Below are 14,990 nucleotides of genomic sequence, written 5' to 3' on the forward strand. Positions count from 1 at the left end.
AAAAACACCGAACCGAAATTGCGTCCTGTTGATAGCCTTGTTTAAAGTGTCGGCTGCGCGACACTTATTCTTATTTGTTATAATTCTTCTGCCATCTCGACTTCTAATTCTTTAAAGGAATCTCTATTGTAGTAACCGGTGTCTAATCTGACTAAAATAAATTGAACATTACCCAGTTTTTGTTTATCTGCAACAGCCCTTATCCACGCAAATAGACTTTCATAAGGTGAGCCAAAGTCAGGTACTCTTCTATTATTGCTTGCCATTTCATCCAAGTACTCCAACTCTCTTTCTCGAATAAGAACCATACCAGCCCACCAAACATTAAACACAGACTGCCCCAAGAACTTGTTAATAAGGTCTTTATCATAAATCCCAGATTTAACACCAAAACATAACTTATTTGCATAATCTAGCGCATCGATAATATGTGCGTATTCTTCAGGGTTAGTACTTTTATATTCACCAACAAATCTAGTAGCATTTGTCCTTAATCTTACTAATGCTTTAAAACTCCCCTCGCCATCCATTTTTTGTGTGAGAAGGTTGCAAGCCGAATCTAATTTTACTCTTTTTTCGCCTTTAAATAGTTCATTGTCAATTGCGTCTAATGTGTTTTTTAGAAGTTCACTTCTTTTATTATTATTTATTGTTCTTGTCACCATAAATGCAGCAATTAGGGCGGACATCAAAGCAACTGATGGTGTCATAAAGTCCTTTATTGATAAATTCCCAATAGGAACTCCTCCTATGTGAACACCCACAAAGAAAGCTATTAACACTATTGACAATAGAACCAACACATTTATAAGACTGGTTTCTTTACGCACTTTGTTCCCTTAATCTGAATCAAATTTAAAAAGTTATAACAGCTTATTAAACCCAAAAACGGCGTGTTTAATCCCACCATCAAGACCAATAACAACGCGATCGGGCTTCATCTTCACATCAGACGACCTACCAATAAGCACCCAATCGCCATGCCCAAAATTTTGCACGCAAGATACCACATAACACAATAAACCATACTAATGATGAGTCACACATCCCACTCAACTGACTGATTTTTGTTCAAATGTGCTTATTGAGTCGCAACAGTTTTCTGATGAGAGCTTTTGGCGTTTGCTTGTTGTAAACGAGGTGAAAGAAAGGAAACCAAAAAGTGCGCTCTAGGCGCACTCTTTGTTATTTTTTCGGGGTGTTTAACACTTGCGGGGGAATGGCGTCGCCTTGTTTAACCAACAACTTGAGTTCGCCGGTTTCATGGTGGGGCAAGGTACGGTGCTTATTTGGCGGTAGGTCATTAAACGCGGTGGCGAGTATTTGCAACGTGTCGCCGTGTGCCACCAGCAATATGACTTCGCCGTGGTATTTGGCATCGAATTCCAATATGGCATTCAATGCGCGGGCCCTGACTTGCGCCGTGCTTTCAACGCCGTTTTCATTGTTGTCCACCGAGAGCGCATCTTTCGCCCAAACTTGCTCATACGCGGCGGAGGTCTTCCCTTCCCATTCCCCAAAATAACGTTCACGCAACCGAATGTCTTCGGTGGGCGCGGGCAAGTTCAGCGTGTTGGCAACAATGGCGGCGGTTTCTCTTGTTCGCGTGAAATCTGAGGTGAATATTTGGGTGATCGCTGCGCCGCTGTATTGCTCTGCGGCGGTTTTGGCTTGTTGTTCACCCAATGGTGAAAGGCCATATTGCACGCAGCCTATGGCGGGGTCACTGACCACTATGTCAGCCACATTGGCTTGGCTTTGGCCATGTCGTATCACCAAATAGGTATTGTTAAACACTGTCATCGCACTTCCTTTTTTATTCTTTCAATTCGGGGCAATTCTGCTTTTCTGCCTGTGTTCTGGTGTTCTGGTGTTCTGAAAAGCACTATTGAGAAAATCGCCGCGCTGCATGGCTAAAGGCTAATGCAGCTGCCCTGACTTTGCTATACCCACCCGCTGATGAGTGGTAGACACGCAAAACCTTCATCTGGCTGAAACCTGATTTTCATATTCGCTTGCTAACAATACGCATCACAAAACACCTAAATGACCAATTGCTCAAAATCACAGCCACATCTTGCAGTAGTGAGCACTTGACCATAAAAGTAATCATAAATGAGCATTTGATCAACAAATGAACAATATTTTCGTTCAAACGCTCAAAGATGTTGGCAAAATGTTAAATAACGGACTAGGTTGATTGGAAAATGGAGAAACAAGCAGTATGACTCTGGATTCCAAGCTCAAATCAAAAACAGAGATTCGCCGCGAGTTGATCATCGAGATGACGCAGGCGAAAGGCAACGTATCGGTAGAGATGCTCACCGAGTTTCTTGGCGTGTCTGCACAAACGGTACGACGTGACATTAACCAGCTCTGCGGTGAAAACCTGTTACGCAGACGACATGGTGGCGTCGAAAGTTTTGAACGCCAACTAAACGCTCCCTATCAACAAAGGGCGCTGACCAAATCTGAAGAAAAACGTGCCATTGCTCGTGCCGTGGCAGACATCATTCCTGATGGTGCAACCATTTTCATTTCTATTGGCTCTACCCCGGCCATTGTTGCCGAAGCACTCACGCAAAAATCCGAACTGACCGTGATGACCAATAACCTGAATGCCGCGATGACGCTGAGTAATGAGCCATCTAATCGCATCATCATTCCCGGCGGTGAATTAAGAATGCCTGATCGCGACATACTGGGTGATGGGGTGTTGGATTTTTTCAATAGTTACCGCGCTGAATTCGGCATTTTTGGCGTAGCAGGCGTCACGGAAGACGGCGGCATGTTGGATTTTCATGCGTCAGAAGTTCGTGTTCGTGAGGCCATTCGTACCCATTGCAAAACATCCGTGTTGGTGATGGACAGCACGAAACTCACACGTACAGCACCTGCCGTTGGTGGCAGTATTTTCGATGTTGACCAGATCATCATGGATCGGCATCCCGGCGATGATTTCTCTGCGCTCAGTGAGCGTGTTGGAGATCGTCTGAAGTTAGTTGGAGGCGAAGTTTGATGAACGCAGAGTCCTTTGTGGTATTCGACAATATTGGCAAGCGCTGGAACGGTCAGCTTGGTGTCGAAAACATTTCTATACAAATCCCTGAAGGGTCGTTTGTGGCATTACTTGGGCCATCTGGTTGCGGTAAATCCACCACATTGCGTTTACTGGCGGGATTGGAAATTCCCGATGAAGGTGAAATTCATATTGATGGCCTCGACGTGACAGAAATGGCGCCGTCTGCGCGAAACCTGTCGATGGTGTTTCAGTCTTATGCGCTTTTCCCGCACCTCTCTGTGGCGGAAAACGTTATGTTCGGCATGAAGGTGCGAAAAGTCCCGAAGCAAGAACGATTGGAAAAGCTCAACAACGCGCTCGATATTACGGGGCTGCTGGGTTACGAAGACAGAAAACCCGGCGAGCTATCCGGCGGTCAGCGTCAACGTGTGGCTTTGGCTCGCGCCATTGTTGCGCGTCAGCCGTTGTGTTTGATGGATGAACCCCTTTCAAACCTTGATGCCAAGCTGCGCCATTCGGTGCGAAAAGACATCAAGAAACTGCAACGCGACCTGGGCATGACGGTGGTGTATGTCACCCATGACCAAACCGAAGCCATGAGCATGGCCGACATCATCATATTGATGAAAGACGGTCACATCATGCAAACCGGTTCGCCGAGAGATCTCTATGGCCAACCTCAGAATACTTTTGCTGCTGAATTTATTGGTGCTCCGCCCATGGCGTTGATCAACGGCGGCACGATTTCAGGCAGCGACCATGCCGACAAAGTGGGTGTGAGAACTGAAAACGTCACGGTGGTGGAAGCCGGTAAAGGCCGACTGACCTGCACCGTGGCAGAAAGCGAATATCTTGGTGAAGAAACCCATGTGTTGTTAGAACACCCTGCCGCCAAAGGGCTTGTGGTGAAAATGCCAGGTTATACGTCGTTAGTTGAAGGAAGCATCGTCGATATTACATTTGAAGATTCGACACTGCATTACTTCGATGACAAGGGAAACCGAATGTCTTAGCAAAGCCTGCTGAGCAATTATTCTCTCGCCGCTTATCCGTGGGATTTGCAGGCAATCAGGGAATCGAACTTGAGATAAATGTTCAACTAAACCAATGGTGAAACTATGAAGTTCTCTACGTTATTCAGTTGTGCCTTTGCGGGTACATTTGCTTTAGCCACCACATCTGCGGCAGCCGTCACAGAGCTAAACATGTACTACCCCATTGCCGTGGGCGGCTCGTTGACCAAAGTGGTCGATAAATTGGTGGATGATTTTGAAACCCAAAATCCGGATATCAAGGTCAATGCCATTTACTCAGGCAACTACGACGACACCCGCGTTCGCGCCTTGTCTGCACTCAATTCTGGCGAACCGGCACAGCTTGCGGTGATGTTCTCTATTGATGTGTATGACTTGATTGATCAAGAACTCATTTCTCCGTTTGATGACGTGATGAACAGCGAAACCGACAAAGCATGGCTGGAAGATTTCTATCCTGCCTTGATGGAAAACGGTCAAGCTGAAGGTCAAACGTGGGGCATTCCGTTTCAGCGTTCAACCATTGTGGCTTACTACAACAAAGACATGTTTAGAGCCGCAGGGCTTGACCCAGAGAAGCCACCGACAACGTGGGCTGAACTGGTGGAAGTGGGCAAAAAGCTCACCAATGATGACACTTACGGCATCATGATCCCCTCTACCGGTTACCCCTACTGGATGTTCCAAGCATTGGCGATTCAGAACGGCAAAAAGCTGATGTCTGATGACGGCTTAACCACTTACTTTGATGATAAAGACGTGGTGGATACGTTGAAATTCTGGCAATCCCTGTCTCAAGAGCACGGCGTCATGCCATCAGGTACGGTTGAATGGGGCACGCTACGTCAGGCATTCCTTGAAGGCAAAACAGCCATGATGTGGCATTCAACGGGTAACCTCACCGCAGTGAAAAATGCCGCTAAATTTGATTTCGGTGTGGCGATGCTACCAGGCAATGTCCGCCTTGGTTCACCAACGGGTGGCGGTAACTTCTACCTTTTCAAAGACACCACTGACGAAGAAAAAGCCGCGTCACTCAAACTCATCAAGTTTATGACTGCACCTGAGCAAGCGGCGCAATGGTCAATCGCAACGGGTTATATGGGCGTATCCAAAGGCGCATATAAAACGGAAGCACTGAAAAATTACGTCGTGGAATTCCCACCTGCGCTGGTTGCGAGCAACCAACTTGAACATGCTGTGGCCGAGTTCTCGACCTATGAAACTGCACGTGTTCGTGAAGGGTTGAACAACGCGATTCAATCTGCATTAACGGGTAACAAAACGCCGGAAGAGGCACTGGGTGAAGCGCAGCAATCTGCAAAACGCCTGCTTCGAAACTATCAATAGGCTTTAAGTGCTATCAATAGGCTGCAAGTACTATCAACAGGTTGCAACTAAAGGCCATTCGTTAGAAGTCAGTCAGTACAAATAGGTACAGCCAGTAAGTAAAACGTCAGTTGGCGAACACCTATTCGTAAAACAGTAAAAAAGATATCAATAATCTAACCTGCATACGCCCCACCGCTGTCGTGGCGGGGTTTATGTCTCATACCGAGCAGTATTATGAATCATTACGCGGAAATGGAACGTCGCAGACAACACCTCTACGGGTGGTTTCTCCTCACGCCTGCGGCCATTCTATTGACACTGTTTGCGTTTTATCCGTCGATGGCGACCTTTTGGGAAAGCTTATTTTCCAAAGGGACACGACGCAGACCGTCCGAATTTGTTGCCATGGAGAACTATACGGATCTGTTTAACGATCCCACGTTCTGGATTGTGGTAAAGAACAACCTCTTTTATGCCGCCATGACGATTCCGATCTCGATTGCTATCGCGCTGGCTATGGCGCTGTGGGCAAACTCGAAAATATCGGGTAAAGGCTTTGTGCGAACGGCATATTTCACCCCGACTGTGCTGCCGATGATCGCTGCTGCGAATCTCTGGCTGTTTTTCTACACACCTGACCTTGGGGTGTTAGATCAAATCGGGGCATTCTTTGGCTTTGAATCCGTCAACTGGCTAGGTCGACCTGAAACCGCGCTGTGGGCGGTGATCATCGTGACTATCTGGAAAGAAGCCGGCTTCTTCATGATTTTCTATCTTGCCGCGTTGCAGACCATTCCGGCGGATTATAAAGAAGCCGCCGACATTGAAGGCACAGGCCGATGGACTTACACGCGCCGCATTGTGTTACCCCTTTTGATGCCAACCACGTTGTTCATCACAGTTAACGCGATGATCAACTCAGTCAAACTGATTGACCATCTGTTTATTCTGACCAAAGGCGGGCCCTCTGATTCGTCCAAACTGATCCTTTATTACATCTGGGAAATGGCGTTCGCCTTCTTCGATGCGCCACATGCCGCCGCCATGACGGTATTGGTGTTGCTAGTGCTGGGCATTGCTGCCGCTGTACAGTTCTTGTACCTCGATAAAAGGACGCATTACCAATGAGTTCCGTATCCTCAATGAAAAGCGTATCTCCGATGAAAATCGTCGAAAAATACCTCGATTCCTTTGGTGCATTGCTGCTTGCTGTTATCTGGATTTCACCGTTGCTATTTGCATTTTGGGCTGCGTTTCACACCACCTCTGATGCGGTGAACTTCAATCTATTGTCTGCATGGACATTGGATAACTTCAGAGTGGCATGGGATGGCGCACCGTGGATTAAATACTTCATCAATACCTTCTTTCTGGTCACCATCGTACTGATCGGCCAGTTTGTGATCACCACGTTGGCAGGTTTTGCTTTCGCGCAGGTCAAATTCCCGGGTAAAGATTTCGTGTTTATTCTGGTGCTGCTTCAGCTGTTTATTTTGCCTGAAGTGCTGATCGTCGAAAACTACGCGGTCACATCAAAACTGGGGTTGTTCGATACCATTTTGGGTGTGGGCATGCCCTACATGGCGAGTGCTTTCGGGATATTCCTGATGCGCCAGTCGTTCAAATCCGTGCCCTATGAATTGCACGAAGCGGCGAGTGTTGAAGGGTGTTCACTGTTTGGCATCTTAATGAAGGTGTATGTGCCGTTAGCGAAGCCAACCTATTTGGCTTACGCGCTGGTGTCGGTTTCAACGCATTGGAATAACTTCCTGTGGCCGTTAATCGTGACCAATTCCGACGATACACGCCCATTAACCGTAGGTTTGTCGATTTTCGGCGCACCAGAGAACGGGGTCGATATTTCGGTGATCTCCGCCGCGACCATGATGTCGGTTGCGCCACTGCTGATCGCGTTTTTGATTTTCCAACGTCAGTTCGTGCAAGCGTTCTTGCGTGCGGGCATTAAATAGTTGAATCGCTAAGTAGAGGCTTTATTGTGACTCGGATTATTCAAATCACAGATATTCACCTGACTGTGCCGCCTCACAAGGTGTCCGGTCAGTTGAATACTTACGCACTGTTTGAACAGGCGATAGATAAGATTGAACAAGATCTTCCTTTGTTCGGTGATGTTGACGCCATTATCGCAACAGGAGACATCACGGATTACGGCGATGTTGAAAGCTATGAGCTGTTTAAGACACAGATTGAGCGCCTCAACTTGCCCTATTTGGTGATACCGGGAAATCATGACAGCCGCGAATCCATGAATGCGAGCTTTCCGCAATTGGCAGGGTTCGCCCCTCACGATGAAATCAATTGGGTGCAGGAATTTTCAGATTTCGATGTGATTGGGCTGGATACTGTCATTCCGCAACAAGGTGGTGGCGCGTTGTCGCCATCCACCTTGCAGTTTTTGGAACGCGCACTAGCGGCAAACCAAAACAAACCGGCGTTGATTGCCTTGCACCATCCGCCGTTTGCATCTGGCATTCGGTTTATGGACAGCATTGGTTTAAAAGGCGCTGACGACATGGCCGATTTGTTGAACCAGACCTCACGAGAAGTCCGTGTGATTTGCGGGCATTTGCATAACAGCATTGTGTGCAGCATGGGCAACGCGACCGTGCTGTCCTCCCCCGCTGTCGCCAGTAGTTTCATGACAGACCACCGACCGGACGCCCCAGTGGGTTTCACACAAAAACCCGGCGGTTACATGCTTCATGAATGGCAAAACGGCTTTCGCAGCAGCTACCTTTCTTTGTCGCCAAATGGAGAGCTTTATCCGTTTTAAGGCAGGAAACGACAATTCGACAACATGTACATGAACCAAAAACGACGCTATTCGCGTCGTTTCCTCTTCCTGTCAATTTTCGACAACCAAGAAGCACAAAGCCTCTCAATTCTCACAAAATGCTCTCAATGCCCTGCTAAATCTCTCAATATCTGAACATTTCCACATTGATGCAATGTTGTGGCCTGCCGTCTGTTCTGTTTCTACTCAATACAAAAATAATGATAGGACGTGTTCCGTGATGAGACTCTTTGTGCTCCCCGTGTCTGGGCTTGCCTTGTTGGCGCTATCCATCAATGTGGCCGCTAATGACAAGTATGACGACTATGGGTTTGTAGGTGGCAGTGTCACCGTCGGAGAATCCGTATTCTCTAACGATGGAGCAAAAGGTGGCGTAGAACCCAATATTTTCTACAACGGTGAATATGGTTTTATAGATGGCAGCTTGTTGAATTATTCCGTGTTGCCTTGGGTGGGCATTTCAGGCCAGTGGCGATTCGCTGAAGTCTCCAATGATTTTGATGACATTCCAAATGGTATCCATGATCGCGACGGCAACGGGGAGTTAGGCCTCACCATTGGCACTGTCGGCGCTAGGCTGACGTATTTACATGATGTCACCAATGAGCACAACGGCTACGAAGTGCAACTGCATTTGGGGCGAGCGTTTGATACCCCTTTTGAACCATTCACTCTCTCTCCGTATGTCGAAGTGGATTACCGTGATGCTAAGTTGTCCAATCATCTTTATAGCGTGTCAACGAACGAAAGCCGTGCCTCTGGTCTTGATGCTTTCGACTCAGGCAGCACTTGGGTTTATAAATCAGGCTTGATAGGAATATACGATTTTTCTGACGAATTTATTGGTTTAACCAAGTTAGAGCTTGAACATCACGACAACGCCAGTCCATTGGTGCAGCAAGATCTTGGCTGGCAATTTAGCATTGGGGCGGCGTATACGTTTTGATCCGAGTTTACCCTTTCGTTGTTGGCGGTGATCACTCCATCGCCATGCGATTTCCCACCCACTTCACGCACAAGAAAAACCTGATATCTACCTATTCCAATCCACATCTGTCAGCATATAGCAGACTCTACTGATAGCCATCAACCCAGCGTCGCGAATATTTCAGACTTTAGCGGCTTCCTCAAAATAAGATTGTCTTAATATGAACAAAGTTAAAAACAATCGACTCACCCGCAATTCTATTAACATTACCATCAGATGTTACCTTACTGTTAATCATGTCAAAAAATGAAACGTAGGCTTATATATAATTCATTGAAAGATATGGATTAAATATAAAGCGTTGGATGATGATAAATAAACATGTCTACATACTCTCAGGGGATGCTAATTGGTCCAGTTTTGTTTTGGCGGGATTACAATCCATCTTTTCAGATGACACATTTTCCGCTTTGTCAGAGCCTGAACAACTGTGGGCGCTTGAGGAAAATAGCATTGTGATCTTTGATAAATCCACGTTGGGACACCCGTCTTCACTGTTAATTTCCCCCTTAGAACGTGGTGGACAGTGGCTAATCGTTAATGGCGAAGATATTGATGAGGAAAGCGTCTCTGGTCTGATTTCACTGGGCTTCTCTGGATTAATCATCTCGCCGTTCACACTAGAAATGTTGCCTCGTGCGCTCAGAACCTTAGCGTCTGGTCAACTATGGTTTAGTCGCAACGCTATGTCTACCGCGCTTAAATTTCTCGTCAAAGCGGGCGGGAATTCATACCATTCGGTAAATGTACTGAGCGCCAAACATTCCTTTTCTATCCGTGAGCAGCAGGTATTTCTTCACCTGTTGCAAGGTAAAAGCAATAAAGACATTGCAGTACAACTGCACCTAAGCCCGAGTACCGTCAAATCTCATGTGTCCAGTATTTTGCTCAAAACAGGAAAAAGCAGTCGGAATCAATTGAGCACGCTCCTCCTCGAAGAAGACCAAGATATAGGGGAAGATAAAGTACATACAGGGGCTAAAAAGTTCGCCCTTGAACACACAGCGTGATCTTTAGTCCATTTCTAGTCCCTAATTGAACAACAATATGGACATTTGGCCGATACAAAAGCAAGGGCATGCCATCTACAGTTCTCCCTATCAAGACAAGGTAGTCTTAACATTGGAGAAAGAGATGAAACGTTTAATTGGTGGTATCGCAATCACACTACTGTTTTCTGCTGGCGTAAGCGCTGATGGCTGGTCTAGTTCACCTCGCGAAGATGGCCAGACTCAATTTTACGTTGATTTAAGCGGTGAAGTGCCACAGCGCTGCCGTATGCACACACAGCAAGAAAGAAGCATTGAGCTGGATGTGGAAAACACGAATTCACAAACCAGTGATTTCACATTTAAAGCTTGGTGTAACAACGACAATGCAAAAGGCTTGCTGGTCGTTGGTGCTCAACCGTTTAAGAACCAAAATGGTACTGACGTTATCCCATTGAACGTGGCTTTCAAAGACGCTTCTGGCGTTATTGATGGTTCAAATAACGCATCAAATGGCCACGCTATTCACACATCTATGGATGTGAGCAACAGCACTGAAGGTGATTTGGGCGACGCGAACACCATCAACATCACACCAACGATTAATGGTTGGGAAAAAGCGGGTCAATACACAACGGCTATGTACGTTTCTTTGTACCCGAACTAAGTAACACTTTTCATTTAAATATTTGGGGGCGTTAGCCCCCTTTTGAGGATTATATGCGTTTAGTCAGAATATCGCTGATGGCGCTTTTGCTGTTTTCTCCCATTTCAAAAGCCTTTGAACTGTTGCCGATGGTCTCGTTTTTCTCAACGCAGAGCACCAACAGTGAGAAGTTTTTCCAGATTAACAACACCACTGATCAACCCTTGCCGATCGAAATCTTTGTTAAAAGCCGATCGATTGAAGGCGATAAACCCGAATCACTCACGGATTCGGACGATTTCTTTGTCTTCCCGCCTCAGGTGCTTATTCCTGCAGGTAAAACGCAAATGGTAAAGGTGAAGTACATCGGTTCACCCATTGAATCCTCAACGTCTTATCGCGTTATTTTTAGCCAACTTCCCATCCAAGATGATGAAACGGAAAGCAGCATTAAAATGTTGTTTCAAATCGGCGCATTGGTGTTTGTTTCACCCGACTCAGCCACTAGCCTTGTTAGCGCTGCGGTTAATGTCGAGAATAAAGAAGCCCCTTCTTTAGTGTTGGAAAACACAGGAACAGATATCGTTATCATTCCTCAGTTAGAGCTAAACGTAAAAACCAATGTCACTGCGCACACCTGGAAATGGGATGACATTAATTCACTCCTGAATCGCCAATTCCTGGTGCCAGGAGAACGCGTCCATGTTCAGATCGACGCTCTTTTAGCGGCTAATGAAATCCCTAACACGGTGGATGTGAAAGGATTCCAGTGAGTATATTAGGGAAACTGCGTGTATTTTTTTTCCTGTTCCTGTTCCTGCTTTCTGCTTCTGCGAACGCAACAACGTTCAATCTGCCGCTAAACCTCTCGCAGAAAGCACTAGGAATGGTTTCTGTCTCCTTGCAGGGAATGGATATTGACGCAGTTTCGCTCTCTCAACTTAAAAGCCTGTTGGGGCAACGTGTCTCTGACGAAAGTTGGTTGGCACTTTCTCTGAACGAAAGCCTCAGCAGTGATGGCATGGTTTCACTCAACACACTTGCTGAAGCCGGCATTGATATTAGCTTTGACCCTTCAACACTTTCTCTGGCAGCAAAGATCTCCAATAAAGCACTCGGCCTAGCCAATGTTGATTTTGGTGAACAATACGAGCCCTTTAGCCCATCGGACAACAGTCCATTCAGTTGGCTTAACAGCTTCAATTTTGCACACAACTCACGCTGGGAAGGTGAAGGACAAGAACACGACCGCTACAGTTCTGTTGAATGGCTAACGCAAGTGAATATCGGTGGTGCTTCGGGTGTGCATTTTGAGGCCGCTAACTACTTACAAATGTCTGAAACGGATTCTCAGGTGTTACGGGGGGAATGGACGGCATTTTACGATAACCCTCACGCGCCTTTTCGCGCATCTGTCGGCGATGTTGAATCCGGTATTTCAGGCTTTCAATCTAACGTGAGCCTTGGTGGGTTTTCCATCGAGAGTGACTATTCCGAATTACAACCACAGCGAGTTATCGATCCGAGCAATAGCCAAGAATTGATATTGCAAGAAAGTGCCGAAGTGGAAATCATCGTCAACGGACAAATCATCTTCAGTGGGCGTCAAGATGCAGGTCGCTTCAATTTGATGAATTTACCCATGTCTAACGGCGCAAACGACATCACGGTCAACGTCACGTATCTGTCGGGAAAAACGGAAACGCTGGTATTCAGCCAGTTTTACAACAGCAACCTGTTAGATGAAGGGATGTTTAACTACGCATTCAGCGTGGGTGTACCTTCTACCTTCGGTGATGATGGCATTGAGTACTTAGATACTTGGGCGGCAACCGGTTTTACGGAATATGGTTTATTTCCTTGGCTCACTCTTGGTGTGAATGGCACCTTCGCAAAACATGGCCAAATCTTCGGTGGACTGGCAACGATACGTTCAGATTGGGGCAACATTTCTGCTCGCATGGGACTGAGTAACCATTCCGAGGCTGACGCTGGAAATGTCACTTCCCTCAGCTTTGAAAGCGCCATTATCGGTGCACCAGAAAGCAAAACGCCAAACCTGAGATTGAGCGTGGAATTTGCAGACAACTATGCCTCATCACCGTGGGATAACAAGGCGCTGCCTGTCTCTTATGATCGTTATCTCGCTAACTATGTGCTTTCTATTAACGCACGGTGGGATGCAACCTTGTCTGGCTCCTATTATCTGGATAATAACGATGAAGAGCTGACGGGTCTTACGTCGACGCTGAACTGGAAAAACGGAGACATCACCCTAGGCGCAGGCGTGACCTACAGCCAAGACAGCAACGTGGCATCCGATGATACCCAGTATTTCTTTACGCTTGATTGGCGATGGAACCATCAACAATACGGCTACAACTTGGGCGCGAGTTATAACACGAGGGAAAACCAATCTCGTATCGATGTAAGCAAAACCAACAATGACCGTGTCGGTAGTGTCGGATTCCGCGCACTAGGCGAGTACGAAGACACCAGACAACGCCAAAATGCACAACTGAGCTACACCGCAAATCGCGTTCGTTTGGAAGGCGAAGTGGAAAGAAGTGAGTTAAATAACACCTCGTCAGACGCCAGCTATTTGGCTTCGATTCGCGGCAACACGGCGTTCGGTTTTACTGATGGCAAACTGGGTTGGGGTCGCGCACAATCGGGCCCATTCGTGGTTGCTCAACTTCACCCTACGCTTTCTGACCACGAAGCACAGTTAGGTGTGGCACAAGATGGTAGCTATAAAGCAGCCGCGACCTCTTTGATCGGTGGCTTGTTACCTCTCGACATGCCCTATTCACGTAACACTGTCGACCTCTCTGTGCAGAATGCACCGATAGGCTATGACTGGGGAGAAAGCCGAGTCAATTTCTCCCCTGCCGCGACCACTGGCCACCTCATCATGATCGGTTCTGATGCATCCTACACGGCGAAAGGTGTGCTCCTTTCCAACAACGGCACTCCCATTTCTTACCTGCAAGGTGAGCTCATCCGAGGCGACAAGCGCCTCTCGTTTTTCACCAATAAAACGGGACGCTTTTTTGCCCAAGGTATTGGCCCCGGCACTTACACAATGACTATCGGCAATTCCACGTACCAGCCACTGACCATCGTGGTTGAGGCAAACGACAACCGCTTAATTGACCTTGGAACGCTAACCGCGAAATGTGTCGAGGAGAACTGTGATGCAAATCCTTAAATCACTCACCAAAACGATCATAGGCTCAACAATTGCGCTGATGGTTTCATTCCATGCATTGGCGCAAGCCGAAAACAATGAATGCAGCGGAAACTGGCACATTAACGTCAACACCACGTCTTCCGTCGAAGACCAAAAAGGTCAGAAAGGTGTCTGGATCCCGGCCACCGTTTCCCTTGACCGCGAACTGGCGAAGTGCGCCAATAAAATGTTAATGAAGCAGCCTGAAGGGGGAAAACCTACACTCAATGGCCCAATCTCTTCACATCATTATCAATTCAAAAATGCAGCACGTCAGGATTTAAAGATCCGTAAAACAGGTGTGTATGTACTGAATTTATCCGGCCAGCCTTCCGTCGATTTTTGGATCTATGTTCCCTCCGCAAGAGCGTTTTCTCCTGGTGACTATAAGGGGGTCATTGAAGCTCGTCTCAACGGCACCAATATAGGCAAATCGTTCACTCAGACACATGCTTTTAACTTCCAAGTGAAGCCTTATGTCCGCGCAAAATTAATCAATACCCATGACGATTGGCTAAAGCCAACGGGCACATCGGTAAGAGTTCACTTAGGTGATTTAACGGAGAGGAATCGTCGTGAAATTCCTGTTTACATGGAAAGCAATGGCTTTGTCAGCATTGCTTTTTCTTCGCAAAATAAAGGACAACTCGTCAACACCACAAATCGACGAAACCAAGTGCCCTATCAGCTTCATTTTGCCGATCAATCGGTGAACTTAACTGACGAGGTTACCTTTGACGTGGGAAATCGCCCATTCCGTGGCAAAAAAGTCACCATCACATTTGAAAACACGGCGTCTCCCTATGCGCGTGCGGGCCAATATGAGGATGTCGTGACCATCAATATGTTTGCGCGATAGTTTTACTTCTCTGCGCTAGTTTTACTTCTATGCGCTAGGCGCGTGTCACTCTGTGATTCGCGCTCTTGTCGCT

The 14,990-nt window shown here is 46.9% G+C and carries 14 protein-coding genes; 12 read left to right on the plus strand and 2 right to left on the minus strand.

What is annotated here, in order from left to right:
• Positions 1–77: 77 nt before the first annotated feature.
• A complete protein-coding gene (locus tag AC3CIC_RS18695) occupies positions 78–830 on the minus strand; it encodes a DUF4760 domain-containing protein (protein WP_488516677.1) in 753 nt (250 codons plus the stop codon).
• Between the two features lie 355 nt (positions 831–1,185).
• Positions 1,186–1,803, minus strand: coding sequence for a histidine phosphatase family protein (locus AC3CIC_RS18700; RefSeq protein ID WP_488516678.1), 618 nt, complete (start codon positions 1,801–1,803; stop codon positions 1,186–1,188).
• A 421-nt stretch (positions 1,804–2,224) separates the two neighbouring features.
• On the opposite strand from AC3CIC_RS18700, the gene AC3CIC_RS18705 reads away from it, so the two are divergent.
• The 12 genes from AC3CIC_RS18705 (at position 2,225) to AC3CIC_RS18760 (ending at position 14,917) form a co-directional block, all read left to right on the plus strand.
• A complete protein-coding gene (locus AC3CIC_RS18705) occupies positions 2,225–3,019 on the plus strand; it encodes a DeoR/GlpR family DNA-binding transcription regulator (protein WP_016961452.1) in 795 nt (264 codons plus the stop codon).
• On the plus strand, positions 3,019–4,035 hold the full coding sequence (locus AC3CIC_RS18710; RefSeq protein ID WP_016961454.1) for an ABC transporter ATP-binding protein: 1,017 nt from the start codon (positions 3,019–3,021) through the stop codon (positions 4,033–4,035). Before AC3CIC_RS18705 ends, AC3CIC_RS18710 begins: the two co-directional genes overlap by 1 nt.
• A gap of 105 nt (positions 4,036–4,140) precedes the next feature.
• Positions 4,141–5,406, plus strand: a complete 1,266-nt coding sequence (locus AC3CIC_RS18715; RefSeq protein ID WP_488516679.1) for an ABC transporter substrate-binding protein — start codon at positions 4,141–4,143, stop codon at positions 5,404–5,406.
• Between the two features lie 216 nt (positions 5,407–5,622).
• A complete protein-coding gene (locus AC3CIC_RS18720; RefSeq protein ID WP_016961457.1) occupies positions 5,623–6,516 on the plus strand; it encodes a carbohydrate ABC transporter permease in 894 nt (297 codons plus the stop codon).
• Positions 6,513–7,358 (plus strand): carbohydrate ABC transporter permease, encoded by an 846-nt coding sequence (locus AC3CIC_RS18725; RefSeq protein WP_017006222.1) that lies wholly within the window; start codon positions 6,513–6,515, stop codon positions 7,356–7,358. The genes AC3CIC_RS18720 and AC3CIC_RS18725 overlap by 4 nt, the downstream gene beginning before the upstream one ends.
• A 26-nt stretch (positions 7,359–7,384) precedes the next feature.
• Positions 7,385–8,182, plus strand: coding sequence for a phosphodiesterase (locus AC3CIC_RS18730; RefSeq protein WP_371732698.1), 798 nt, complete (start codon positions 7,385–7,387; stop codon positions 8,180–8,182).
• A gap of 241 nt (positions 8,183–8,423) precedes the next feature.
• The gene (locus AC3CIC_RS18735) at positions 8,424–9,149 is read left to right on the plus strand and encodes a MipA/OmpV family protein (RefSeq protein ID WP_488516838.1); all 726 of its coding nucleotides are present in this window, start codon (positions 8,424–8,426) and stop codon (positions 9,147–9,149) included.
• A 347-nt stretch (positions 9,150–9,496) separates the two neighbouring features.
• Positions 9,497–10,201 (plus strand): helix-turn-helix transcriptional regulator, encoded by a 705-nt coding sequence (locus tag AC3CIC_RS18740; RefSeq protein WP_488516680.1) that lies wholly within the window; start codon positions 9,497–9,499, stop codon positions 10,199–10,201.
• A gap of 124 nt (positions 10,202–10,325) precedes the next feature.
• Positions 10,326–10,847 (plus strand): hypothetical protein, encoded by a 522-nt coding sequence (locus AC3CIC_RS18745; protein WP_488516681.1) that lies wholly within the window; start codon positions 10,326–10,328, stop codon positions 10,845–10,847.
• Between the two features lie 53 nt (positions 10,848–10,900).
• A complete protein-coding gene (locus AC3CIC_RS18750; protein WP_488516682.1) occupies positions 10,901–11,599 on the plus strand; it encodes a fimbria/pilus periplasmic chaperone in 699 nt (232 codons plus the stop codon).
• The gene (locus AC3CIC_RS18755) at positions 11,596–14,037 is read left to right on the plus strand and encodes a fimbria/pilus outer membrane usher protein (RefSeq protein ID WP_488516683.1); all 2,442 of its coding nucleotides are present in this window, start codon (positions 11,596–11,598) and stop codon (positions 14,035–14,037) included. Before AC3CIC_RS18750 ends, AC3CIC_RS18755 begins: the two co-directional genes overlap by 4 nt.
• On the plus strand, positions 14,024–14,917 hold the full coding sequence (locus tag AC3CIC_RS18760) for a hypothetical protein (protein WP_488516684.1): 894 nt from the start codon (positions 14,024–14,026) through the stop codon (positions 14,915–14,917). The genes AC3CIC_RS18755 and AC3CIC_RS18760 overlap by 14 nt, the downstream gene beginning before the upstream one ends.
• The last annotated feature ends 73 nt before the right edge of the window (positions 14,918–14,990 follow it).

This window comes from Enterovibrio sp. QJM3NY_24 (assembly GCF_057786035.1).